Origin of the sequence: Epilithonimonas sp. JDS (genome assembly GCF_021261315.1) — a bacterium.
Classification (GTDB): domain Bacteria; phylum Bacteroidota; class Bacteroidia; order Flavobacteriales; family Weeksellaceae; genus Epilithonimonas.
In genome coordinates this window covers 1,084,789-1,110,001 of the sequence record NZ_JAJSAX010000001.1, presented here as the reverse complement: position 1 = coordinate 1,110,001, position 25,213 = coordinate 1,084,789, and the positions used below count along the sequence as shown (strand labels likewise).

General features: G+C 36.7%; 28 protein-coding genes. 19 read left to right on the top strand and 9 right to left on the bottom strand.

Going from position 1 to position 25,213, the window contains the following annotated elements; genetic code table 11:
* Nucleotides 1-30: 30 nt before the first annotated feature.
* The 3 genes from LUD75_RS05275 (at nucleotide 31) to LUD75_RS05270 (ending at nucleotide 3,862) form a co-directional block, all read left to right on the top strand.
* On the top strand, nucleotides 31-837 hold the full coding sequence (locus LUD75_RS05275; protein WP_232704615.1) for a glucose 1-dehydrogenase: 807 nt from the start codon (nucleotides 31-33) through the stop codon (nucleotides 835-837).
* Between the two features lie 260 nt (nucleotides 838-1,097).
* A complete protein-coding gene (locus LUD75_RS19105; protein ID WP_262908164.1) occupies nucleotides 1,098-1,229 on the top strand; it encodes a hypothetical protein in 132 nt (43 codons plus the stop codon).
* Between the two features lie 26 nt (nucleotides 1,230-1,255).
* Nucleotides 1,256-3,862 carry a glucosidase gene (locus LUD75_RS05270; protein WP_232704614.1) on the top strand — a complete coding sequence of 869 codons (2,607 nt, stop codon included), beginning with the start codon at nucleotides 1,256-1,258 and terminating at the stop codon, nucleotides 3,860-3,862.
* Nucleotides 3,863-3,907: 45 nt separating this feature from the next.
* Here LUD75_RS05270 and LUD75_RS05265 read toward each other — a convergent pair whose 3' ends face one another.
* From LUD75_RS05265 to LUD75_RS05235, 7 genes are all read right to left on the bottom strand, one after another.
* Complete coding sequence (locus tag LUD75_RS05265; RefSeq protein WP_232704613.1) at nucleotides 3,908-4,330, bottom strand: OsmC family protein; 423 nt, start codon at nucleotides 4,328-4,330, stop codon at nucleotides 3,908-3,910.
* A 110-nt stretch (nucleotides 4,331-4,440) separates the two neighbouring features.
* Nucleotides 4,441-5,763: a DUF58 domain-containing protein gene (locus LUD75_RS05260; RefSeq protein ID WP_232704918.1), complete on the bottom strand. Its 1,323-nt coding sequence runs from the start codon at nucleotides 5,761-5,763 to the stop codon at nucleotides 4,441-4,443.
* Nucleotides 5,764-5,770: 7 nt separating this feature from the next.
* The gene (locus tag LUD75_RS05255; RefSeq protein ID WP_232704612.1) at nucleotides 5,771-6,139 is read right to left on the bottom strand and encodes a four helix bundle protein; all 369 of its coding nucleotides are present in this window, start codon (nucleotides 6,137-6,139) and stop codon (nucleotides 5,771-5,773) included.
* A gap of 46 nt (nucleotides 6,140-6,185) precedes the next feature.
* Nucleotides 6,186-7,181, bottom strand: a complete 996-nt coding sequence (locus LUD75_RS05250) for a MoxR family ATPase (protein ID WP_232704611.1) — start codon at nucleotides 7,179-7,181, stop codon at nucleotides 6,186-6,188.
* Nucleotides 7,182-7,187: 6 nt separating this feature from the next.
* Nucleotides 7,188-8,357: a hypothetical protein gene (locus tag LUD75_RS05245; RefSeq protein WP_232704610.1), complete on the bottom strand. Its 1,170-nt coding sequence runs from the start codon at nucleotides 8,355-8,357 to the stop codon at nucleotides 7,188-7,190.
* A gap of 24 nt (nucleotides 8,358-8,381) precedes the next feature.
* The gene (locus LUD75_RS05240) at nucleotides 8,382-9,158 is read right to left on the bottom strand and encodes a DUF4129 domain-containing protein (protein ID WP_232704609.1); all 777 of its coding nucleotides are present in this window, start codon (nucleotides 9,156-9,158) and stop codon (nucleotides 8,382-8,384) included.
* Between the two features lie 23 nt (nucleotides 9,159-9,181).
* On the bottom strand, nucleotides 9,182-10,174 hold the full coding sequence (locus tag LUD75_RS05235) for a stage II sporulation protein M (protein ID WP_232704917.1): 993 nt from the start codon (nucleotides 10,172-10,174) through the stop codon (nucleotides 9,182-9,184).
* 21 nt (nucleotides 10,175-10,195) lie between these two features.
* On the opposite strand from LUD75_RS05235, the gene LUD75_RS05230 reads away from it, so the two are divergent.
* The 10 genes from LUD75_RS05230 (at nucleotide 10,196) to LUD75_RS05185 (ending at nucleotide 19,531) form a co-directional block, all read left to right on the top strand.
* Nucleotides 10,196-10,945: an RDD family protein gene (locus tag LUD75_RS05230; protein ID WP_232704608.1), complete on the top strand. Its 750-nt coding sequence runs from the start codon at nucleotides 10,196-10,198 to the stop codon at nucleotides 10,943-10,945.
* Between the two features lie 63 nt (nucleotides 10,946-11,008).
* Entirely contained in the window at nucleotides 11,009-11,419 is a 411-nt protein-coding gene (locus LUD75_RS05225; RefSeq protein ID WP_232704607.1) for an energy transducer TonB, read from the top strand.
* Nucleotides 11,420-11,435: 16 nt separating this feature from the next.
* Nucleotides 11,436-12,161 carry an energy transducer TonB gene (locus tag LUD75_RS05220; RefSeq protein WP_232704606.1) on the top strand — a complete coding sequence of 242 codons (726 nt, stop codon included), beginning with the start codon at nucleotides 11,436-11,438 and terminating at the stop codon, nucleotides 12,159-12,161.
* 100 nt (nucleotides 12,162-12,261) lie between these two features.
* Entirely contained in the window at nucleotides 12,262-13,698 is a 1,437-nt protein-coding gene (gene miaB / locus LUD75_RS05215; protein ID WP_232704605.1) for a tRNA (N6-isopentenyl adenosine(37)-C2)-methylthiotransferase MiaB, read from the top strand.
* A 47-nt stretch (nucleotides 13,699-13,745) separates the two neighbouring features.
* Nucleotides 13,746-14,237: a hypothetical protein gene (locus LUD75_RS05210; protein ID WP_232704604.1), complete on the top strand. Its 492-nt coding sequence runs from the start codon at nucleotides 13,746-13,748 to the stop codon at nucleotides 14,235-14,237.
* Nucleotides 14,209-15,027 carry a tetratricopeptide repeat protein gene (locus LUD75_RS05205; RefSeq protein ID WP_232704603.1) on the top strand — a complete coding sequence of 273 codons (819 nt, stop codon included), beginning with the start codon at nucleotides 14,209-14,211 and terminating at the stop codon, nucleotides 15,025-15,027. The genes LUD75_RS05210 and LUD75_RS05205 overlap by 29 nt, the downstream gene beginning before the upstream one ends.
* Nucleotides 15,028-15,101: 74 nt before the next feature.
* A complete protein-coding gene (locus LUD75_RS05200; protein ID WP_232704602.1) occupies nucleotides 15,102-16,397 on the top strand; it encodes a sigma-54 dependent transcriptional regulator in 1,296 nt (431 codons plus the stop codon).
* A gap of 13 nt (nucleotides 16,398-16,410) precedes the next feature.
* Complete coding sequence (locus tag LUD75_RS05195; protein ID WP_232704601.1) at nucleotides 16,411-17,094, top strand: hypothetical protein; 684 nt, start codon at nucleotides 16,411-16,413, stop codon at nucleotides 17,092-17,094.
* Between the two features lie 3 nt (nucleotides 17,095-17,097).
* Nucleotides 17,098-17,616, top strand: coding sequence for an LptE family protein (locus tag LUD75_RS05190; RefSeq protein WP_232704600.1), 519 nt, complete (start codon nucleotides 17,098-17,100; stop codon nucleotides 17,614-17,616).
* Between the two features lie 4 nt (nucleotides 17,617-17,620).
* Nucleotides 17,621-19,531: a hypothetical protein gene (locus tag LUD75_RS05185; RefSeq protein WP_232704599.1), complete on the top strand. Its 1,911-nt coding sequence runs from the start codon at nucleotides 17,621-17,623 to the stop codon at nucleotides 19,529-19,531.
* A gap of 34 nt (nucleotides 19,532-19,565) precedes the next feature.
* On the opposite strand, the gene LUD75_RS05180 is transcribed toward LUD75_RS05185, so the two are convergent.
* Together LUD75_RS05180 and LUD75_RS05175 are read right to left on the bottom strand one after the other, a co-directional pair.
* Entirely contained in the window at nucleotides 19,566-20,390 is an 825-nt protein-coding gene (locus LUD75_RS05180; RefSeq protein ID WP_232704598.1) for a GLPGLI family protein, read from the bottom strand.
* Nucleotide 20,391: 1 nt separating this feature from the next.
* Nucleotides 20,392-21,348: a GLPGLI family protein gene (locus LUD75_RS05175; protein WP_232704597.1), complete on the bottom strand. Its 957-nt coding sequence runs from the start codon at nucleotides 21,346-21,348 to the stop codon at nucleotides 20,392-20,394.
* Nucleotides 21,349-21,577: 229 nt separating this feature from the next.
* Between LUD75_RS05175 and LUD75_RS05170 the strand changes: the two genes are divergently transcribed.
* Genes LUD75_RS05170 through sufC form a run of 6 tightly spaced genes read left to right on the top strand, consistent with a single transcriptional unit; the run spans nucleotide 21,578 to nucleotide 25,202 of the window.
* Nucleotides 21,578-21,907, top strand: coding sequence for an iron-sulfur cluster assembly accessory protein (locus tag LUD75_RS05170; protein WP_034973347.1), 330 nt, complete (start codon nucleotides 21,578-21,580; stop codon nucleotides 21,905-21,907).
* 34 nt (nucleotides 21,908-21,941) lie between these two features.
* The gene (locus LUD75_RS05165; RefSeq protein WP_232704596.1) at nucleotides 21,942-22,313 is read left to right on the top strand and encodes a four helix bundle protein; all 372 of its coding nucleotides are present in this window, start codon (nucleotides 21,942-21,944) and stop codon (nucleotides 22,311-22,313) included.
* Nucleotides 22,314-22,353: 40 nt separating this feature from the next.
* Nucleotides 22,354-23,802 carry a Fe-S cluster assembly protein SufB gene (gene sufB / locus LUD75_RS05160; protein WP_034963268.1) on the top strand — a complete coding sequence of 483 codons (1,449 nt, stop codon included), beginning with the start codon at nucleotides 22,354-22,356 and terminating at the stop codon, nucleotides 23,800-23,802.
* 28 nt (nucleotides 23,803-23,830) lie between these two features.
* Nucleotides 23,831-24,043, top strand: a complete 213-nt coding sequence (locus LUD75_RS05155; protein WP_232704595.1) for a DUF2281 domain-containing protein — start codon at nucleotides 23,831-23,833, stop codon at nucleotides 24,041-24,043.
* A complete protein-coding gene (locus tag LUD75_RS05150; RefSeq protein WP_034963272.1) occupies nucleotides 24,033-24,419 on the top strand; it encodes a type II toxin-antitoxin system VapC family toxin in 387 nt (128 codons plus the stop codon). The genes LUD75_RS05155 and LUD75_RS05150 overlap by 11 nt, the downstream gene beginning before the upstream one ends.
* Nucleotides 24,420-24,458: 39 nt before the next feature.
* Nucleotides 24,459-25,202, top strand: a complete 744-nt coding sequence (sufC, locus tag LUD75_RS05145) for a Fe-S cluster assembly ATPase SufC (protein ID WP_034973352.1) — start codon at nucleotides 24,459-24,461, stop codon at nucleotides 25,200-25,202.
* The last annotated feature ends 11 nt before the right edge of the window (nucleotides 25,203-25,213 follow it).

Here is a 25,213-nt window from a genome sequence, read left to right as displayed (position 1 = left end):
GTATTAAAAATTTCTTTTTACAAATAAATTATGGAAATCAATCTAAATAAACAAGTCGCCATCGTGACGGGTTCCAGCAGTGGAATCGGGAAAGGAATTGCTATTAGTTTGGCAAAATCCGGCGCCATCACCATCATAAATCATTCATCTGACCATTCTCGTCCGGAAGCGGAGGAAACATTGAAAACCATTGAGGAAAATGGTGGCGAAGGTTTTATCATTCAGTGTGATGTGAGCAAGGAAGACCAAGTTCAGGCAATGTTCAAAACGACAATTGAAAAATTTGGAACTGTTGATATTCTTATTAACAACGCTGGTTTACAACAAGATGCATCTTTCATTGATATGACTTTGGCGCAATGGCAAAAAGTGATTGATGTGAATCTGACAGGACAATTTCTGTGTTCAAGAGAAGCTATCAGAGAATTTTTGAAGCGTGGAATGAATGACAAATCGAAAGCTTTGGGGAAAATCATCAATATCAGCAGTGTTCACGAGACGATTCCGTGGGCCGGACACGCGAATTATGCGTCCAGCAAAGGTGCGCTGAGAATGCTGATGCAGACTTTGGCTCAGGAATATGGGAAGGATAAAATCAGAGTTAATAATATTTGTCCGGGCGCGATTCAAACGCCAATCAATAAGCCTGCCTGGGATAACAAAGAGTCTCTGGATGCGCTGATGACGCTGATTCCGTACGACAGAATCGGGCAACCGGAAGACATTGGAAATTTAGCCGTATTTTTGGCGAGTGATTATTCGGATTACATTACGGGAGCGAGTATTTATGTGGATGGTGGAATGACGACGTTGGAGAGTTTTGCGGATAACGGGTGATTATGGATGATAAATGATGGGTGATAAATGATTTTTTTGCTGAAAATAATTTTTGTGGAATTTTAAACGCAAAGGTTTTTTTGAGACTGAAGAATTTTTTGAGTGAGCAAAGTTTCGATGAATCGATTTTTGAAGCGGATGGAAATTTTTGTGAATCTTTATTTTGAGGCATTAAAAGTTTCAATTTCATTTATATCATTTATCGATTATAAACTATCATTTATATCGTCGGAGAATGACAAAACCTCACCATAGCCCCGATGGGAACGGCATCCTTTTTCCTGGTGGCTTCGGCTACGCTCAGGCATCGGGAAAAAGATATAGTGGACAGCGGGTTGGAAACGTGGAACGAAGGTAGAAACGTGATGCTCCTAAATAAGAAAAACGAATAATTATTCTTTAAAATAATTAGAAACATATGAACGAGGAAGAAAAATTGAGGAATCCGCGTTGGAAGAAATGGGGACCTTATGTGAGCCATCGCCAATGGGGAAATGTGCGGGAAGATTACAGTACAAACGGCGATGCGTGGGGATTTACAGGCCACGACACAGCAGAAGCGTGGACCTACAGATGGGCCGAGGAAGGCATCGCAGGAATCTCGGATGAGAAGCAACAGATGTGTTTTGCCTTCTCCTTTTGGAACAAAAAAGATATTAGAATTAAGGAACGTTTTTTCGGACTGAGCAATCATCAGGGAAATCACGGGGAAGATATAAAGGAGATTTTTTATTATTTGGACAACACGCCGTCTCACAGCTATATGAAGATGGTTTACAAATATCCAATCAATGAATTTCCGTACGAGGAAATCATCAATGTGAATGGTCAGCGTTCCAAAAATGAGATGGAATATGAAATCATTGACACAGGAATTTTTGACAACGATGAATATTTTGATATTTTCATTGAGTATGCAAAAGCTGGTGAGGATGATTTTTTAATCAGGATTGATGTTCATAACCGAAGTGATAAACCAGCGCCAATCGTGGTTTTGCCAACGGTTTGGTACCGAAACAATTGGGTTTGGGGCTACAATGATTACAAGGCGAATCTTAGTTTTTCCAAGCAAGGTGAGATTGATATTCACCACGACAGCATCAGCATCAAAAAATTATATTCCAGAAACAGAAATGTTGATGCTTTGTTTTGTGAAAATGAGACGAACAGAGCAAGACTTTTTAATCTTCCGAAGACTGAAGGATTTTTCAAAGATGGAATCAATCAATATATTACGAAAGGATTAGACACCATTAATCCTAAGAAAACCGGAACGAAAGCTTCTTTGCATTGTGAGGAAATCGTGGAAGCGCACAGCAATAAGGTTTTCGAATTCCGATTGTCGCCTCATATTATGGAGGATGCGTTTTGGGATTTTGATGAAATCATCAACCATAGAAAGCAGGATTCGGATGATTTCTACGCGAACATCCAGAAAGATATTGAAAACGAGGACGAAAGAAATGTCCAAAGACAGGCTTTTGCAGGATTGCTTTGGAACAAACAGTTCTACCATTACAATGTTGGAAAATGGCTGAAAGGTGACCCGAATTTCCCGATTCAAAGAAAAGGTTACGTCCGAAACAGCGATTGGGAGCATCTTCACAACAAGGACATCATCTCGATGCCCGACAAATGGGAATATCCTTGGTATGCGACTTGGGATTTGGCGTTTCATTGCGTGAGTTTTTGTGTGATTGATTCGGAATTTGCTAAAAACCAATTGATTACGCTAACGAAAGAATGGTATATGCACCCGAACGGACAAGTTCCTGCTTATGAATGGAACTTCGATGACGTGAATCCACCAGTTCACGCGTGGGCAACTTTCCGGGTTTTCAAAATCGATGAAAAAAATAATGGAAAACCAGATTTGGCATTCTTGGAACGGGTTTTTCAAAAATTATTATTGAATTTCACCTGGTGGGTCAACCGAAAAGATTACAACGGAAACAACATTTTTGGTGGCGGATTCCTGGGTCTTGATAATATCGGAGCCTTTGACCGAAATATGGAATTCAATGTAGGTGAACATTTGGAACAAGCCGACGGAACAAGCTGGATGGCAATGTATGCGCTGAATATGATGAGGATTTCTATGGAATTGGCAATCCACAATCCAGTCTATGAAGATATGGCGATTAAGTTTTTTGAGCATTATCTCTATATCGCAGAAGCGATGGAAAATATAGGTGATGGCAAACAAGGCCTTTGGAATGAGGAAGATGGATTTTTCTACGATGTGCTTCAGCTTTCCAACGGAGACAGTGTGAGTTTGAAACTTCGAAGCATTGTGGGATTGATTCCGATGTTTGCGGTGGAAGTTGTGGAACACAGTATGTTGGAGAAACTGCCAGAGTTCAAAAAACGAATGGAATGGATTCTGAAAAACAAACAAGACCTCACGAAACTTGTTTCCCAATGGTACGTGGAAGGCGAAGGAAACAAGCATCTTTTGAGTATTCTTAGAAAAACCAGATTGACTAAAGTTTTAACAAGATTGGTAGATGAATCCGAATTTCTAAGTGATTACGGAATTCGTGCGATGTCCAAATTCTATGAAGAAAATCCGTTCCGATTTACCGTTCACGACCAAGAACACATTGTTTATTACACGCCTGCAGAAAGTGACAGCCGAATGTTCGGTGGAAACAGCAACTGGCGCGGACCAATTTGGTTTCCGATTAACTTCCTGATTGTCGAGAGTTTACAGCGTTTCCATTTCTTTTTCGGTGATGCATTGACGATTGAATATCCGAAAGGAAGTGGCGTTCAAAAAAATCTTGAGGAAGTTTCCAAAGACATCAGCGACAGACTTTGTGGCATTTTCCTGAAAGATGAAAACGGAAACAGAGCGTTCAACGGTGGTGTTGATAAATTCAATAACGACCCGCATTTCAAGGATTACATTATGTTCTTCGAATATTTCCACGGCGACAATGGCCGAGGCGTTGGCGCTTCCCATCAAACCGGATGGACTTCTACGGTGGCGAAGTTGATTCAGCCGAGGTTGACGAACAGATAAAATTATAAAAAGAAACCTTCTCGATTTGAGAAGGTTTTGTTTTTATTAATCTACAAGATTTCCATTAACGAAAACTTCATAAGTGATTTCCACATTTGGTTCCAGCGTTTTGGAAACCGAGCAATATTTTTCGAAAGATAGTTCTCCCGCTTTCTTCGCTTTTTTCGGGTCGATTTCGCCTTCGAGGAAGAATTTTACTTTGATGGATTTGAACGGTTTGGCTTCGTCCACCTGAACCCTTTCGCCCTCGACTTCCGCTTTGAAATCGGTGATGGTTTGGCGTTGTTTTTTCAGGATTGAAACAACATCAATTCCGCTACAACCAGCCACTGCCATTAATAAAGACTGCATTGGCGAAACACCTTTTGCGCCAGTCAAAGTTGTATTATCAAGTAAAATTGAGTTTCCTTGTTCATTGGAACATTCGAAAAGGAAATCGTCGTTGATTCTATTGAGTGTAATTTTCATCTGTAGAATTTATTTTTTTTATTTGTCAGATGGAACGCTAAGACGTGAGTCATTTTTTATCATTCTTTTGACAAAAGCGTTTCATTTTTAAATTTTAATTAAGTTCAAATTTACAAAATTCCTCTTGCTTTTATCTCCAGATATTTATTGATCACATCTATGTTGAGGTTTTCAGGCAATGTATAAATGCTGTAAATTCCGTATTTTCTGAGTTCCTGAATAATCAGTTTTTTCTCGAACTCGAATTTCTCTGCAATGATTTCATCGTATATTTCCTGCATATTTTCAGGATTTTTATTAAGCAGATTATGAACTTCGGAATTTTTAAAAAATATAACGACGAGAAGATGGTTTTTGGCAATTCCTCTCAGGTATTTCATCTGTCGATTCAGTCCATCCAACGTTTCAAAATTCGTGAATAATAAGACTAAACTTCTTTGATTTAAATGAAATTTCGTTTCCTGATAAAGTCTCCCAAAATCACTTTCGAAGAAATTGGTTTGCACATTATAAAGCGCTTCAGAAATCTTTTTCAACTGTCCAGATTTGTTGTCTGCAACGACTTTGTTCTCCGTTTTTTTTGAAAACGTCATCATTCCTGCGCGGTCGCCTTTTTTCAAAATAATGTGAGAAAGCGCCATTGTTGCATTGATAGAATAATCCAACAAACTCAATCCGTTGAAAGGCATTTTCATCGTCCTGCCTTTGTCGATGAGCATCATAATTCGCTGAGACTTCTCGTCCTGAAACTGATTCACCATCAACTTGCTGGATTTGGAAGTCGCTTTCCAATTGATACTTCTAATATCATCGCCCTGAACGTAATCGCGAATTTGCTCAAATTCCATCGTATGTCCCAATTTTCGGATTTTCTTGATTCCGCCGAGCATAAATTCGTTTTGAAGCGCCATCAATTCATATTTTCTGAGATGAATGAACGAAGGATAACTTGCCAACTTCACATCTTTCTGAAATGTAAATCTTCGGGAAACCAAACCAATTGGCGAATTCACGTAAACATTCAGATTTCCGAAACTGTATTCGCCACGCTCTTTAGGCTCGAGAATATATTCGAAAAAAATGCTGTTTCCACTTTCAATCTCTTTCTTAATCAGGAAATCCCGCTTTTGAAACTGAAAGGGAATTTCGTCGATAATTTTTGTGTTAATATTAAAATTGTAATTATTTCGAATATCAACTTTCACCGAGTTTTCATCGCCGTTGGATAATTTTTCGGGCAAAATTCTTTGGGCGTTGATTCCTTCTTTATTAATGAAAAGAATCAAACCATCAACCATTGTCAACACTAAAACAAAAATCAATAATGAATTGGCAATCCACATCATCACCGGAAAGAAAAACGCCAAAACATAGCAGATTCCAACGCCGAAAAGGGCGAAGAAAAATTTGTTATTTAGGTATAAGGATTTCATCAAGGTTTTAGGTTGTAGGGTTTGCATCTTTTAATGAATTAATCAGACCGTTAATCATTTTAGAAATTTCGATAATATTAAAATTAAGGGTTTCGAAAATAGTATCGTCAATAAATCCTAGGTTTTTAGAAATGATGATTTGAGTTTCAATTTCACTACAACTCCCTCTCGCTATTCGTAAAAATTGTAAATAATCGGCTTTACTTCTTCTCGTGTTTCCTTCTGCAATATTGCTTGGAACAGAAACGGAGGCTCTTCTTAATTGTGAAGTCAATCCATAAATCTCGTTTGAAGGAAATTTCTCAGTAATCCTGTAAATTTCTGTCACTAAATTTATCGACTTCTGCCAAACAATTAATTCTTTAAAATGAGCCATAATCAACGAAACTAAAAACTAACACCTAAATTCTACTACCTAATTACTATCTCGGAACTTCAATGCTTTCCAAAATTTGGCGAATGATTTCGTCAGCTGTCAAACCTTCCATTTCGCGTTCTGGGGAAACAATTATTCTATGTCTCAAAACTGCAAATGATGCTTCCTTAATGTCTTCCGGCGTTACAAAATCCCGACCACGGATAGCGGAAAAAGCTTTACTCGCCGTCAACAAAGCCAAACTTGCTCTTGGTGAAGCTCCTAAATATAAAAATTGATTTTCTCTTGTATTGACGATGATTTTTGCAATGTATTCCAAAAGATTTTGTTCAACGATGATTTCTTTTACCAATTGCTGATATTGCTTCAATTGCTGTCCGGAAATCACGGTTTGAACCACGTCGGTTTTATCTTCTAATCTGTTGTTATGTTGGTTCTTGATAATTTCAATTTCCTGTTCCAGATTTGGATAACCAACTTCAATTTTAAAAAGGAAACGGTCAAGCTGCGCTTCAGGCAATCTGTAAGTTCCTTCGTGTTCGATTGGATTTTGTGTTGCAACAACCAAGAATGGTTCTTCCATTTGATACTTCACGCCATCCATCGTAATCTGTTGCTCTTCCATCACTTCGAACAAAGCGGATTGCGTCTTTGCAGGCGAACGGTTGATCTCATCAATCAAAATAAAATTTGAGAAAATAGGTCCTTTTTTAAATTTAAAATCCGCTTCTTTCACATTGAAAACGGAAGTTCCCAAAATATCGGAAGGCATCAAATCCGGCGTAAACTGGATTCTGCTGAAATCTACTGAAATGGTTTTAGCCAATAATTTTGCTGTAATAGTTTTCGCCACGCCCGGAACACCTTCGATTAAAACGTGTCCATTCGAAAGCAGAGCGACCAACAAATGCTCAATCATATTTTCCTGACCGATGATGACTTTTCCTATTTCTGCTTTTACGCGTTCCAGATTATTTCGCAAGTCCGTCATATCCAGCCTTGACTGGAATTCGGGCGCTTTGTCTTGATATTGTTCTTCCATAATTGGTTATTTTAAAATTTGGTCTAGAAGCTGATTCATCCGTATCAAATCTTCCTTCATCACACTTGCATACGGATCCTGACCTTTTTTCAAGAGTTCTACAGCTTCTTTTATTAGTTCTATGTTTTTTCCGGTTTTCAGATGGAGTTTATTGATGAATTGCTCGTCTAGATTTTGTGTGTCGATCATCAAATCCATTCTTACTTTATTCAAAAAATATTGTGCTTTTTTCGCCATCATCTCGTGGAAATCACCTTCCTGAAGATAAAGATTTCCAATGCTTTTGATAAATTCAACAGAAGTATTTTTCAAAGGCTCAACGATTGGAACAATGCGCTGCTTTCTTTTTGCATTAAAAATGACAAAAACAACCAAACCGAAAATCAGCAAATACCACGCATATTTTAGCGAAGGATTATTGTGGATAAATCTCAGCGGAGACATCGACAGCGGCGTATCATTGTCCATAAACCAAACCGTTTCCCGATTTGGAAGGTAAGATAAAACGCTTTCCAGATATTTATTTTTTGAATTGAGAAGATAATAATTCGTCAAAACCAATGGCTCGGAATGAATATAAAAATGACCTTCGCCAAATGGAACTTTGACAAAATCTACGTTGATGGAAGTCTGATTATTATTTTCTTTACTTAAAGTTTTTCCCAACACTTCAATGTCATTTCTGATATAAGAAAAACCTTTATTATCAGGAGATTTATCAATGAATAATCTGTTGTTTTTCAATTTTTTATCGGTGAATTGCAAATAGTAATTTTCTGCATAACTGACTGTTTTGAATCTGAAACCTAAAGTGTCCCGCAAAGGTGCAGTTGTTTTGTCGGTAAACCACATCACATCAGAACCGTTTGAGACTTCATTCATAATATATTGCCAGGAAATTTCGTCCAGTTCTTTCTGGATAATCAGAATGTTATGTGGCTTTTTCTGATTATTTTTCAGGTAGTAATTATAAGGTGAAACGCCTGTTTTTTCTAATTTTTTATTGAATAATTTATTGGATTCCTGATCGAAAATGTAAAGTCCGAAAGGTGTCTTTTTTTCAATATTGTAATTCTTCCGCCAATCCAAAACGGGTTTTTCCTTTCTCCCAAACATAGCCACCACAATCAGAATGATGATGAGGATCGCAGCGTATATTTTGAAATTTTTATTCATTGATTTTATTGGGATGAAGTGTTTTTAGAATTTATTGAAATAAGTTTTATAATGTTGATAATCTCCTTCCGAAGTATCAAATTCGCCGTACCAGATGTAATCGTAAACATAAATAACGCGTCGGAAATCCTCTTGCAATGTTTTGTTTTTCAGTTCTCTAAGGTAATCCCGGTTTGTCTTTTCAACATTCCAGTTGATGAGGTTTTTGTCGGTTAGTTTTTTTAGGGAATAAAGAAAATGATAACGAATTGCAGAGCGGTAATCCTGCTGCTTTTCCAGTTGCAGAATTCTTTCAGGAAAGTTGATTTCGTGGATGTTTTCTTCGATGTCGTGACTGGAAATATTGATTTTTCTGTTCCTTTTTCCAAACAAAAAATTCCCGTCTTTGGACATTAAATATCGAATCAAAATAAACAGGAGAAAGCCGATAATTAAAATGCCAAAAAAGCGCAGAATGTTGGCGGTATAATTGGCCGCTTTATTAGGATCAATATCTTTAAAGATTTTGGATAATATCTTTGCGATTTGTCTTTTGATTAAATCCCAAACCGACTCTTTTGGTTTTGCAACTTCGTAATTAAAGTCATTTCCTTTGTATTTGCTCTTAAAATTCGGAGCAAATTTTTTGGGATAAAGGATATTATCAGTCGAATAATTCGTCCTAACCAAAGAATCTGACTCGATGAAAATCTCAGAATTCGTTGAATCTACAACCACAACTTCATCTGTCTCTTCATATTGTGAAAAAACAGACGTTCCGAACAAAGAAAAAATCAGAAAAAGGAAAACTCTAAATCTCATCTATTCAAATACATATTGTCAGATTAAAGAATTTTCGGTGTTGGGATAATTGCATTTTGGTTTAGTTTTTTGATAACGATATGAGGATAAATAAAATAATAAAAAGCAATAACAGACAAGGTTCCGAAGATAATGATGATATTCAGAACCAAAGGCATTGTCTGCGCATATCTTGTGACAAATCCTTCAATCAATCCCGCAAAAATGGTGAACGGAACGGTGCTGAGATAGATTTTAAAACTATTTCTAAAACCAAGTTTGAAAGATTCTAATCTCGATAAAGTCTTCGGAAACAAAATGGATGCGCCTAAAACCAAACCAGCCATCGCTTCCACCACCATTCCGAAGATTTCAAATACGCCGTGCAGCCAGATTCCTTTTGCACTTTCCAGCAAAGCATTGTGTGTTTTGAAGAAAAATTGAAATGCGCCCAACATAATGCTGTTCTGCATCAGTGCATACAAAGTTCCCAAGCCGCCAAGAATGCCGAAAATATAAAGTTTTGCACCAACCACCAGATTGTTGACGATAATCATTAAAGATGAACCCCAGTTGGAACCGGAACCGTAGATCGCAGTGGCATCACCTTTTTTGATGTTTTCCAAAGTCTGATTCACGTAGCCTTCGCCCAAAATAAGGGTAGCAAAATCTTTGTCGTAAATGGAAGAAATCACACCAATTCCCACAAACAAAATAAAGAAAGCAAAAGCATAATAGAGATAGCGCCGATATTCGTAAACGGTGAGCGGAACTTCTGTGGTGAAAAAATGCCTGATGCGGTTTTCCTCGATTCTTTTGGTTTTATAAATCTTCTGAAAAATCTGAGAAGAAAGAAAATTGAGGTAAACTGTCGTTTTGCTTTTTGGGTAATAAGTCTGGGCAAAAGAGAGGTCATTAATCAAATTGATGTAAAGCGAGGAGAGATCATCTGGATTTTTTTTCATTTTTCCACTGACGACCTCTTCGATTTCCAACCATTTTGCTTTATTTTGCTTTATAAAAGCCACTTCTCTCATAAATGCTAAAATAATAAAAATATGGATCAAATAGGCATCAATACTTCACAAAATGTAAATGTTAATTTTACGTTGGCCGGAGTTGGAGAAAGGATCATTGCTTTTTTTATTGATTCGTTTATCAAAGGGATTTATATCATCGTTCTTTCTTGGCTGACGAGGAATATTCTGGACTACGACAATTTCACCAAAGATATGGATGGCTGGTCTCTTGGTGCGTTTATTATGATCATCACATTTCCGATTCACATTTATACTTTGGTGCTGGAAAGTATGATGGAAGGGCAGACTTTCGGTAAAAAGTTAATGAAAATAAAAGTCGTAAAAATTGATGGTTATCAGGCGGGTTTTGGCGATTATTTGATGCGGTGGATTTTCCGGCTTGTAGATATTGTCGGTTGTATGGGAATCGTTGCATTTGTCACGGCAATGGCCTCAAAAAACAACCAGCGTTTGGGTGATATTGCCACTGGAACAGCGGTGATTTCTCTAAAAAATAATGTCAATATTTCGCACACGATTTTGGAACAGTTGAAAGAAGATTACGTCCCAACGTTTCCGCAGGTTATTTTATTAAGTGATAATGACGTGAGAATCATCAAGGAGAATTTCCAGAAAGCTTTGAAATCCGATGACCGCGAAATCATCAACAGGCTGACAAAAAGAATTGTTGAAATTCTGAAGCTGGACTCGGATTCGATTCCGTTTACCCAGAGACAATTCATCAGTGTTGTGATAAAAGATTATAATTTTTACACGGGGAAAGATTAATAAAAGCTAAATCGGTTTTCTAAAGTCATTTTAATATATTTGACAAAACTTATAACCATCATAATGAGAATCTGCCTTTTAATAATCGCTTTATTGACAAGTGTTCCTGCTTTTTCACAATCCGAAACCATCAAAACTGAAGTCATTGCAGATTCCAAAGCCGAATTTCCCGGCGGACAAACTGCCTTCCGAAATGAGTTTATGAAAATGGTTCACGCCTATGTGGACATTACTGCTTACGCCGTGAACGGAAAATTTTCTTTTGTTTTGACCATCGATGAAAAAGGGAAGATGAGCGAGCTGAAAATCTATCCTAAAGTGAAGAACGATGAAGAGTTCAAACAGGATATGGATTTTGCGATGAGACGCATCAGAAAAAAATGGAAACCAGCCATCAAAAACGGCGTTTCGGTAAGTTCTAATATTATTTTCGAAATCAATTTCACGTCTGATCATTCGGATGAGGAATATTAATTTGAATAGCCTTGATATGAATAATAGAATAATTTTAATGTTGTTTTTTATTGTTTTTTCTTTATTTGTAAAAGCACAAAACCAATATCCTTACCCGTTTTTCCCTAATGATCAGCATTGCTATCTTGGTGGTTTTCCTGAATTTTACAAGGAATTCCATAAAATTCTGATTGAGGAAAAATTAAAACCCTGCGAAAAAAAAGATGAGTTATTCATTGCATTTATAATTATAAATCCAGATAATAAAGCTGTATTACTGGAAAATAACTGGTCCAACGAAAACAAATGTTCTTATGAATTAGCAAAAGAAGTTATACCAAAAATGGATAGGTGGATTCCTGCAAAAATCAATGGTGAGGAAAAATCAACCATTGCAAGAGTTATGTTTTATATGGATGACCTGTTCGATAAATATGAAACAAATTACAGTATCGGAAAGTTTGTTAGTAAATCAAACTTTGATGTTGCGAAATTTCGTGATGACGTTATAAAAAGAGTTGATATTTCTGGTTTTGTGATCAAAGGTAATCAACCTTTAAGAATAAAAACAACTTTTGTAATTAATGAAAAAGGTGAATTGGATGAAGTAGAAATGGTTGAAAGTTCAGGATTAAAAGAATTTGATGAAATGATTTTATATGCTATAAAACAGACTTTAAAAAATAAAAAATGGGAACCAGCTAAAGTTCACGACATTGCAATCAAATCAAGATTCTATCTGCCATTTTCAATAAAGGGTTAATGTTATAATTTCCAATTCCCGCTTCTGCCATTCTGTCACAATATTTTGTATCTTTGCATCCAATTTTGAATTTTAAATTCGAGATCTAAAATTTAATAAAGTGCAGGAAAAATATATAGACGAAACCAAACAAGGTGAAGCTTTTGCAATAGCAGAAAAACCGGGAAATGGGAAGAAATTGTTTCTCGAAAGCTACGGTTGTCAAATGAACTTCTCTGATTCTGAGATTGTTGCATCGATTCTAAACGAGCAAGGCTATAACACCACTCTGAAAGTCGAAGAAGCTGATTTGATTTTACTGAATACTTGTTCCATCCGTGAAAAAGCAGAACAAACTGTAAGAATGCGTCTCGCGCAATTCAAACATCTGAAAAAGGAAAAGCCAAATATGACCGTTGGCGTTCTTGGCTGTATGGCAGAACGTTTGAAAACCAAATTCTTAGACGAAGAACAACTCGTTGATTTGGTAGTTGGTCCCGATGCTTACCGAGATCTTCCTAATTTGTTAAAAGAAACTGATGACGGTAGAGACGCCATCAATGTTATCCTTTCAAAAGAAGAAACTTACGCTGATATCAACCCTGTTCGTTTGGGTGGAAATGGCGTTACTGCTTTCGTTACGATCACCAGAGGCTGCGATAATATGTGTACATTCTGCGTGGTGCCATTCACAAGAGGTCGTGAGAGAAGCCGTGATCCGCATTCTATCATTGAGGAATGCCAGAGTCTTTGGGACAATGGTTATAAAGAAATTACACTTCTTGGGCAGAATGTTGACTCCTACCTTTGGTACGGTGGCGGCCCGAAAAAAGATTTTGCCAAAGCTTCCGAAATGCAAAAACTGACAGCTATTAATTTCGCTCAGTTGCTTGATATGGTTGCAGTTGCCGTTCCGAAAATGAGAATCAGATTCTCAACTTCCAATCCGCACGAGATGACGGAACAGGTTTTCAGAATGATTGCAAAACACGATAATATTTGTAATTATGTTCACCTTCCCGTTCAAAGCGGAAGTGACAGAATCCTTCAGTTGATGAACCGTCAGCACACGCGACAGGAATATTTGGATTTAATTAAAAAAGGAAAAGAAATTGTTCCAGACATTTCATTTTCACAAGATATGATCATTGGATTCTGTACGGAAACTGAAGAAGATCACCAATTAACAATGAGTTTGATGCGAGAAGTAGAGTACGATTACGGTTATATGTTTTCTTATTCCACAAGACCCGGAACGCCTGCCCACAAGAAGCTTGAAGATGATATTCCTGCGGATGTAAAACAAAGAAGATTAGCAGAAGTGATCGCTTTGCAAGGTGAACTTTCCAGAAAAAGAATGCAAGGTTATGTTGGCAGAGTTCACGAAATACTCATCGAAGGAACTTCCAAAAAAAACCAAAACCAATGGAAAGGCAGAAATTCCCAAAATGCAGTTTGCGTTTTCGATAAGCTTGAAGGCCAAAAACTGGGCGACATTGTGTCTGTTTACGTGCACGGCAATACGCAGGGAACGCTTTTGGGGGAAACGATTTTATAAATTGACATAAACAGAATTTTCTTTTTTAATCGAGGTTTAAAACATCTATGAAGAATATTTTTTACATATTATTTCTTTTACCGAATTTGTTTTTATCTCAAAGTATAAAATGGAATTGGATTGGAAATATATCTTTTGATGAAAAAACCGATCGAAAAGATTTCGTTTTATGTAATGAAAATCAGATTTATCAATATTTTAATGATTCGAATGGGTTTCAATATAAAGGCGAAAAGTTGGCTATTGAAGAAGAATTTGAGAAGAAATATATTTCAGAAAACGTAAAAAAGGAAAACGGTTTGGTAAGAATTCGTTTTGTTGTCAACTGTAATGGAGAATCCGACAGATTCAGAATTTTGACTGCAAATTACGACTACGAACCAATAGAATTCGATAAAAATATTACCTCTCAGCTACTAAATATTACAAAATCCCTAATTGGCTGGATTCCAAAATCAGTCAACGGCAAGAAAGTCGATTATTATCAATACTTAATTTTCAAAATAAAAGATGGAAAAATCGACGAAATATTGCCTTAGTTTTCAACTGATTTTAGTTGCTTTTTTCACTTACGGTCAATCCTTAAACTGTAATGTTTTTCGCTTGGAAGGCGATTCCATAAAGTATAAAGCCTGTGAAAAAACAACGGAAACTGTCAAGCTTTTTTATCAGTTCGACCAGCGTTTCCAAGACGGATTATCAGAAGCCATAAAAATTGATCCAAATTTTGATTATCCTTACAAAGAACAATCAGTTGCTTATCTTAAAAGCGGCGATTTTATTTCCTGGAAAAAACTGATTGATAAAAGTGTAGAACTCAATCCCAAAGCAAATCTTGCGTATAGAGGCTGGTGCAGATACCAGTTTTTCCGAGATTACGAAGGTGCTATTCAAGATATTGAAGCCTTAGAAAAGATTTATCCAACCGGATATTTGGGATATTCCGTCAATGGCGATTATGAACTGCGGATCGCCAAAGCACTTTGCTACTCGGCAACCGGACAAAAAGAAAAAGCAATTTCTATTATAGAAAATCAGCTGGCAAAAAAAGACCACAACGTTGGTTTATATGATTATTATCAGCTTGGCGTCACTTATTTCGAAACTGGGAAATACGACAAAGCCTTAGAAAACTTCGAGAAACAAAGCAAAGTTTATGATTTTGCTGAGAATATTTATTTTAAAAGTAAAGTTTCTAAAATCAGAAATAAAGATTATTTGGATTTGAAATCACTTGCCCTCAAAACGTACGATGATGGCAAAACAATGAAAGATGGCTACACGCATCATTTCAACAAAGTTTACAGAAAGCAAATTGCCGAACTGTAAATTTTATTTCTAAAAATTCAAATCAAAAATCTTCCGGGTTAAATCATTTGACTACGGACTAAAAAATTAAAATTATGGCAGATTTACAATCCATAAAAGCACGCTTCGGAATTATCGGAAATTTCCCGGCACTTAACCGCGCTTTGGAAAAGGCAATCCAGGTAGCACCAACAGATATTTCGGTTTTAGTAATGGGAGAAAGTGGAGTAGGGAAAGAGTTTATCCCGAAAATTATCCACGGCGAATCCAGAAGAAAACACCAACCATATATTGTCGTAAACTGCGGCGCAATCCCGGAAGGCACAATAGATTCCGAGCTTTTCGGGCACGAGAAAGGCGCTTTTACCGGCGCAACTTCCACCAGAAAAGGCTACTTCGAAGTCGCTGATGGCGGAACAATTTTTCTAGATGAGGTTGGAGAGTTACCACTTCAAACGCAGGTTCGTCTCCTGAGAGTTCTTGAAAGCGGCGAATTTATGAAGGTTGGTTCGTCTCAAGTTCAGAAAACGAATGTAAGAATTGTGGCAGCGACCAACGTAAATATGATGAAGGCTATCACAGACAATCGTTTCCGTGAGGATTTGTATTACCGTCTGAATACGGTTCAGATTGATATGCCGGCGCTTCGTGAGAGAAAAGGCGACATTCATCTGTTATTCAGAAAGTTTGCGATTGATTTTGCTGAAAAATACAGAATGCCGGAACTGAAACTGACAGACGATGCGGTTTCGTATCTGGAAAATTATGCTTTCCCGGGGAACGTCCGTCAATTGAGAAATCTGGTGGAGCAGATGACGGTTGTGGAGCAGAACCGCGAAGTGAATTCCACAAAACTGGCAGAGTATATCCCAATGAATGCGAATTTACCTGCTGTCATTTCTAAGACTGGCGGAAATAGTACTTCCGGAGATTTTGGTTCGGAACGCGATATTATGTACAAAATTCTCTTCGATATGCGAAGCGACATTAATGATTTAAAATCCTTAACTTCGGAACTGATAAAAAACAAGGGAAACACGGATCTGAGTTTGCAGGAAAAAAATCTCATCAACAGGATTTATACTCCGGAAACGCAGCAGTCGGCAAGTCCAAATTCTTTGCTTTATTTTGAAAATAATCAGCAGAATCAGAATCAAATTCATCATCCGACAATTATTTCTGATGAAGAGGATCATCATTACAACGATGTAGAAGATATTGAACTGGAAGAAAGCAGACCAGAATCGCTTTCGCTTCAGAATAATGAAAAAGATTTGATTATCAAAGCTTTAGAAAAACATAAAGGCAGAAGAAACAGAGCGGCAGACGAATTGGGAATTTCTCAAAGAACGCTTTACAGAAAAATAAAACAATATAATCTAGAGGAATAATATGGAAACAAAAATGAACCCAAGACCAGTAGATTTTAAATTTAGCAACTACATCAGCCAGGGATTTGATCTGCTGAAAGCTAACTTTATGCCCATTTTCTTAGCGACACTTTGTACAATCTTGATGTCGATCATCCCATTTTGCGGCGTCGTAGCAGTGAGTAACTTACTCAAATTTATACGCAAAATTGACAAAGGACAGCAGGCAGAACCATCAGAAGTTTTCAATTTTGGTGATTTTATGAAATATTTTGTTCCGCAGTTATTAATTTTTGCGGGAGTGATCGCCCTTTACATTCCATATTTTGTGCTTTTGGCTTTAACAGGAATGTTGAGAGGAGAGCAGCCTTCAGGATTTGTGGGATTGATAATGGGACTTTACGTTCTTTTCATTGTTGTGGTCATTTTTTATTTTACACTGAAAGGTTTTTATATTATTGCTTTGATGTCCCTGAAAAATATTGCCGATTTAAAACAGGCCTGGAACATCTCAAAAGTGATGTCCACTGGAAATCTTATTATGATTTTCTTGTTCAGTATCGTTGTCAGTTTCCTGGGAGAAATTGGAATTATCCTTTGTGGAATCGGTGTTTTCTTTACGATTCCGTTTATCTATTGTGCACATTATTTTGCATATAAAGATGGATTGTCTCAAGTTGAATATGATGACATCACAGAAATCGGTCAAAACTATTAATTTATGAAAATTGTTTCTGGAATCTCATTCCTGCTTTTATTACTTCTGACTTCGTGTTATTCATTCACAGGATCGTCTCTCAGTCCCGAGATGAAAACCGTGAAGATCAATACGTTTCCGAATAACGCGGCCAATAATCTTCCGAGTCTAAGTCAGGATTTTACGGTGGCATTGCAAAACCGTTTTCTGCAAAGAACCACTTTGAAAGGCGCTGTAGAAAATCCAGATCTTTTGATAGAAGGAGAAATCAGCGATTACAACATCACGCCAACCAGCGTTGGTTCAGCTACAACGACGGAGCAGGGAAACACAATCCAGGCGTTGCAGAATAAACTGACGATTACAATAAAAGTACATTACGAAAACAAAATTGATCCTACTTTGAGCTTCGACAGAACTTACAGTGATGAAGCTGTTTTCAACAGTGATCTGGATCTCAACACGATAGAAACTGCGCAAGTGAGAATCGTGAACGAAAGGATCATCAACAAAATTTATAACGACATTGTCGCCAACTGGTAAAAGTATGAATACTAGAGTTTTAGAACTAATAAAGAATCCAAAAATCATTACTGAATCTGACCTCCATATCCTGGAATCAGAATCAGCAAAAATGCCTTATGCACAAAGTATCAGGGCGCTTTATCTCTACGGAATCAATCTTTATCAGTCCGAAAATTATAAAGAAAATCTTTCTAAAACCGCCGCTTACACAACGGATAAAAAAATCCTTTATCAATTTATCAATTCTCAGAAAAATATTCTGAAAGAGGAATTGCCAATCGAAGAAACAGCAAGTCAAGTAGTTGAAAATAAGGTTGCTAACGAAACGACTACTGCGGAAAATATCATTGAAAAAACGGAAGAAAATTCATCAGGGATTGAAGATGCTTCGGTTGTCCTGAATAAATTTGATATTGATAGAATTATCGAATCTGAAGAATCTCAAAACTCAGAATTCATTGTTGTAGAAGGTGAAAAAAACCGATTGCTCTACGAAGGCGAAGAAAATTTCCTCGAAGAAAAATCGCAGGAAATAGATTTGGAAGCAACTAAGGAATCTGGAATTATCACAGTTAAGGATGACTTAGATATTAAGGAAAATCTGATTATTATTGATGATAACAGATCCGAAGAAACCATTTCTGAGCACACCAACGTTGAAGAAGTTTTAGAAATTCCGGAAGTAGAAATTCCTGAAAGTAAAGTTGAGGAAACACACGTTGATACTCAGGTTCAGGATGAAGATTCGTCTGGAAATATCAGTTTCAATGGCATTGAAGATTTCTTACCTCAGATAAAATTTTCTGTTCCCAAAAACCATTTGGATTATTTGAATCCACCAAAAAAAGAGATTAAAACAGAAATTCCAACGGCAGAAAAACCGGTTTCAAAATCGGAGTATAAAGAAGCTTCCGTTGATGAAATTTCTGAAGATCAAATTGACAACAGCCAAATCAGTTTTGGAGAAACGCAGACTTTTGAGGTCTCAAAGCCTGTTGAAGTTGAGAAAATTGAAGCAATAACTGAAAATCAAGACGAAACGAAAGCTGTTGAAAATGAAGTCAATTTTGAGAATACTCAATCTTTCGAAGTTTCAGAACCTGAAAAAATAGAGGAAACTGAAGTTCAGGCAGATCAAATTGCTAAAGAAGACATTAAGGATCAAATCAGTTTTGAAAATACCCAGACATTTGAAGTTTCAAAACCGGAAGAAATTTCAACCGAAACTCAAATTTCGAAACCTAAAAATATTAAGATTGAAGAGGAAGTTGTTGAGCCAGTTTCTACCTGGAAACCAATGTCTTTTTCCACAAATACGCCAGATGCATTGATTGGAAAATCGCCGGAAATTGAACAGCCAAAACAGGAGATAAAAATTGAGGAAAAAGTTGAAGAACCTGTAGTGACAGAGGAAATTATCATCGATGAACAACCGTTTGAAGAAGAAAAACCTCAAATCACTGAAAGCGAAAGACCTTTAATTAACGTTTCATTTTTTGGAAATGATGTTTCAAAAATTGAAGAAAAAGAAAAGGAAATCCCTCCAATTCTGGACAAATCGATCGAACAGGATTTGGCAGACAGTAATGTTGGCACATTCATCAACACCTGGCAAAACTGGCTGAAAATCGACAGACCAAAATCCGAAGAATTACCAGAGAAAACCATTGTTGTCAAAGAAAAAATCATTGATCAATTCATAGAAAAAAATCCAAAAATATCTCAATTGAAAGATGAGGTCAATTTTGTCGTAAAAGAGAAAAAAGACGACATTTCCCACTTGATGACCGAGACTTTGGCAAAATTATATGTGGAGCAAAAACTCTATTCCAAAGCGATAAAAGCCTACGAAATCTTGATTGAAAAGCATCCGCAGAAAAAGGGTTACTTCAATGAAAAAATTGAGGAAGTCAAAGAAATCAGAAAGTCATAAAACAAAAAACCGGAAAATTAATTTCCGGTTTTTTTTATTTCAATTCAATAGGATTGTTTCTGCTTTTTATCTCAGTTTCCATTCGTTTCTGCATTTCCTGCATTTGTTTCGGATCCATTCCAGGTCTGTTGGCACCGCCGCCAGCTGGACCTCTTCCGCCTCCGCTGTTCCTTAACGCGTTCACAAAACTTGCAGGATCTTTTTGCATCTTCTTTTCCATATCTGCATATTTTGATTTGGAAAGTGAGATAAATTGTCCTCTATTCAAAGGTTGATAGATCTCCGCTATTTTTTTTGTCTGCATCAAATCGAAAGAATAATCGCCTTTGTCGTCTTGAACTTTCAAAATCAATCCAGGCAATCCGGAAAATTTATAAGGACCGTCCTGCAAAGGAATCTCTTGTGTAAACCACGCGTACCAGGTTCTTCCACCGAATTTGGTTTCTGCTTTCTGGGTTTGGTAATCTCCAATTTTTACCGTTTCCGGCAATATTTTCCATCCAAAGGCCGGCGTTTCTGAATACGAATAATTGTCTCTTCCGATTCTTGATTTGTAAACCAAAGTCTGGTTTGTAAGATCTTTTTCGATTATGAATTGCAGATTGCTTCTCAGATTTTGCATTTGGCTTCTGTCAAAGTTTTTCGTGGTGCGCATTCTTTCCATTATAGAATCTCGCTTCATCGAATTTTCTGCGTAGAAAACAGATTTTTGTCCGTCTGTATCAAGATAAGCCAATTCCGTTTTTTTCTCAACGTTGGTAGAATCGGGTGTCAATGTCGCCTGATAAACGAAACGAGTGCTTTGCTGAGCCATCAAAAGAGGCATTGCAAGTATGCTTAGTAGTTTTAAAATTTTCATATTAATATTTGTTGCTTAGTTCTATTGGATTTGTATTCCCGAAGTTCATTGTGTTTCCATGACTCGCCGAAGATTGCTGCGAAGGATTTCCCATTTGCATATCTGGTTGTCCGCCCATATCGCCGTTTTGCATTCCGCCAGGCTGCTGGCCTTGACCTCCAAATCCATTATTCATTCTGCCACTTCCATTGTTATTCATTCGGTTGAAGCTGTCGAAGTTGATTTCCGGATCTTTATTGTTGACCATTTCCATTCGTACCGATGCTTTGTCACCTTGGAAATTAATTCTTGTCGATTTTCTGGCGTCTTGTTTTATGCTTTCGGAAAAGGCTTTTTCAATATTGATCTTCTTCACAAAGCTGAATCTGTAATCGCCTTTGTCATCCTCCAATTTTAAGATCAAACCTGGAAGACCAAGGAATTTATAAGGTCCATCTGAGATTTTAATATCTGGAGTAAACAATGCTGTCCAGGTTCTGCCTCCAAATTTCATTATTGCCTTTTGAACTTTATAATTATTAAAATCAGAAACTTGCGGTGAAACTTCCCAAATCATTTTTCGATCTTCCTGATAGTAAACTTGTTTGGATCCAATGCTTTCAACAAAATTCACCGATTTGTCATCCCTGTTTTTTGTAATAAAATAATCGAAGAAAGTCGGCTGGATAGATTTCCCATTCGGCAGTTTTGGAAATTCGGATTTATCTTTTTTAGATTTTTTTGTTTCTGTAATGCCTTGTTGTCTTAGAACGGTTGTCAAGGAATCTCTAAGTAATTTGCTTTCGCTGATGAATAATGATTGATTTCCTTTAATGTCCAGAAATGTGTTCTCAACTTTCATATTCACAAGATTGATGGTGTCTGGATTCACTTCCGTCTGGTAGATGTATCTTTCGGTTTGACTGAAAACTTTTCCGAAAAAGAAAAACATAAGTATCAAAATGAGGAGCTTCTTCATAATTTAAAACTGATTGTTTGATTAACAAAATCAAGCAAAGTTAATTATTAGAAGTTTCAGAATTAATAATTGTTGGTTTTTTGATAAGAATTTAACATTAACGAACTGTTTTTCATTGCTAAAGCATTACTGGTTCATCATAGAAAATCATAAAAATAGATGTCATCGATTTGAGATTGCGGAAATTAGTTCGTACTTTTGTAGACTAAAATCAGTCTAAATAAAAACAATGATACAAGTAAGCGATCAGGCAAAATCTAAGGCGGCTCAGCTGATGACCGAAGAAGGCTTCAACCCTGAGACTGACTACATAAGAGTAGGCGTAAAAAGTGGCGGTTGTTCCGGACTAGAATACGTCTTGAAGTTTGATAATATAAAAAATGAAACCGACACAATTTTCGAAGATAACGGCGTAAGAGTCATTATTGAGAAAAAATCCATCCTTTATCTTGCAGGAACAGTTCTGGAATATTCTGGAGGATTGAATGGGAAAGGTTTTATTTTTAACAATCCAAATGCTGCAAGAACTTGCGGCTGCGGAGAGAGTTTCTCTTTGTGATTAAGAGATTAAGTTATTAGGAGATTTAGAAATTATGACTGCTTCATTTGAAAATTTTCCAGTTTACAAGAAAACTATTTCATTTACAGTTAAAATTTTTAAACTTCTTGAAAATGAAAATCTGAATAAAGAGTTTTCACTTAAAGACCAATTAAAAAGAGCCACTTTATCAATATCAAATAATATAGCAGAAGGCTCAGAATATGGCAGTAACAGACAATTTATAAGATTTCTTTGGATAGCAAAAGGAAGTTGCGCCGAAGTAAGAAATATGTTATTTGTCTTATATAGTCTAGAAAAAATAAATGAACAGACTTTTATTACTACAAACGAAGAATGTTTAGAAATAACAAAAGAAGTTTATCATTTCATAAAATATTTGGAAAAGAACAATTTAGGAAAGTAATAATTTCTAAATCTCTTAATTTCTAAATTTTTAATTAATTATGGCAAAATATACTGAGGACGATTTAAGGGAAGACCTTAAAACAAAAGAATATGAGGCGGGCTTTTATACCGATATCGAGTATGATGATTTCCCGACTGGACTGAATGAAGACATCGTGCGCGCTATTTCTGCAAAGAAAGAAGAGCCGGAATGGATGACGGAATGGCGTTTGGAATCTTTCCGAATCTGGCAGAAAATGACAGAACCGGATTGGGCCAACATCAAATATGAAAAACCGGATTTCCAAGCGATAAGATATTATGCTGCTCCGACCAAAAAACCGGAATTGGCAAGTCTTGACGAAGTTGACCCAGAGCTTTTGGCAACTTTTGCTAAACTAGGAATCAACATCGAAGAGCAAAAAAGACTTTCAAACGTTGCAGTTGACATCGTAATGGATTCTGTTTCCGTAAAAACGACTTTCCAGGCGACTTTGTTGGAGAAAGGTGTGATCTTCTGTTCTATTTCAGAAGCGATCAAGAACCATCCAGACCTCGTTAAAAAATATCTTGGAAAAGTAGTTCCGAGAGGCGATAACTTCTACGCAGCACTTAACTCCGCAGTTTTCTCTGACGGAAGTTTCTGTTACATTCCAAAGGGTGTGAAATGTCCAATGGAATTGTCAACCTATTTCCGAATCAATCAGTCAGGAACCGGACAGTTCGAGAGAACTTTGGTCATCGCTGATGCAGGAAGTTATGTTTCATATCTGGAAGGTTGTACAGCACCATCAAGAGATGAAAATCAATTACACGCTGCTGTTGTGGAATTAATTGCAATGGATGACGCTGAGATCAAATATTCGACCGTTCAAAACTGGTATCCAGGAAATGAGGAAGGAAAAGGAGGTGTTTTTAATTTTGTGACGAAGAGAGGACTTTGTGAAAACAGAGCTAAGATTTCTTGGACTCAGGTAGAAACTGGTTCTGCAGTGACTTGGAAATATCCATCTTGTATCTTGAAAGGAGATAACTCAATTGGCGAATTTTATTCGATTGCAGTGACGAACAATCACCAATACGCCGATACAGGAACGAAGATGATCCACATCGGTAAAAATTCTAGATCGACAATTATCTCTAAAGGAATCTCTGCTGGGAAATCTCAAAACTCATACAGAGGATTGGTAAAAGTGATGCCTTCTGCAAAAGGAGCGCGTAACTTCTCCCAATGTGATTCTTTGTTGATGGGTAACGAATGTGGCGCACACACTTTCCCTTACATCGAGATCAAGGATCCTACGGCACAATTGGAACACGAAGCTACAACTTCGAAAATTGGTGAAGACCAAATCTTCTATTGCAACCAAAGAGGAATCGATACTGAGAGAGCGATTGCACTGATTGTGAATGGATTCAGTAAAGAAGTTTTGAACAAGCTTCCAATGGAATTTGCGATTGAGGCTCAGAAATTATTGGAGATTTCGCTTGAAGGTTCAGTAGGATAGAATTTTGTAAATTTGAAAAAATTTAGATATGGAAAATACAATTTTAATCAATAAAATAAAAATATTGCCCAATTCATTAAAGGAAGAGGTCAATGATTTTATTGATTTTTTGTTATCTAAAAAAAATAAAAAATCGATTCCTGCAATCGAAGAATTTTCCGGAATTTGGTCTAAAGAAGAATCAATTGAAATCGAAAGTGTTATTAAGAAAGGGACAGAAAATATAGACAATGAGTGGTAATGTATTAGATACAAATATCATCATTGATTTGTTTCGGGGAGACGAAAAAACAAAATCATTTTTGAAGAATTTTGATTTTGAAATTCCAGTATTTGTAGTTGGAGAATTGTTTTACGGAGCCGAAAACTCTTCAAAAAAAGAAAAGCATTTTGAGCAAATAAAGAAATTTACTGAAAATGTTTCTATTATTAATTCTACCGAAGAAACTGCAAGAATTTATGCTTCTGTAAAATCTTTATTAAAACAGCAAGGAACACCAATTCCTGAGAATGATATATGGATTGCTGCAATTTCTATTGAGAACGATAAATCTTTGGTGACAAATGACCAACATTTTTCATTGATAAAAAATTTGAAAATCATTAATTTAAAATAAAAAATCATATTTCACGAAAAGAAATGTGTGTAAAATAATATGTTACAAATCAAAAACTTACACGCCAAAATTGAAGACGGCGCAGAAATACTAAAAGGAATCAATCTTGAGATCAAACCAGGCGAGGTTCACGCAATTATGGGACCGAATGGTGCTGGAAAATCTACACTTTCCTCTGTGATCGCAGGGAAAGAAGATTATGAAGTAACCGAAGGAAACATTCTTTTCGAAGGTGAAGATATTGCTGAAGATGCACCAGAGGAAAGAGCGCACAAAGGGATTTTCCTTTCGTTCCAATATCCGGTTGAGATTCCTGGCGTTTCTGTTACCAACTTCATCAAAGCAGCGCTTAATGAGACCAGAAAAGCAAATGGACTGGAAGATATGGGCGCAAAAGAAATGCTTGGCCTGATCCGTGAAAAATCTGAGCAACTGGGCATCAAAAAAGATTTCCTTTCCAGATCTCTAAACGAAGGTTTCTCCGGAGGTGAGAAAAAAAGAAACGAGATCTTCCAAATGATGATGCTGAATCCAAAATTGGCCATCCTGGACGAGACAGATTCCGGACTTGATATCGATGCTTTGAGAATCGTTGCTGATGGTGTTAACAAATTCAAGAATGAAGGGAACGCGGTTCTTTTGATCACGCACTACCAAAGACTTTTGAACTACATTCAGCCAGATTTCGTACACGTTTTAGCAGACGGAAAAATTATTAAAACAGGAGATAAATCTCTAGCACTAGAATTGGAAGAAAAAGGCTACGACTGGCTTTTAAACTAAAAACAAATCTT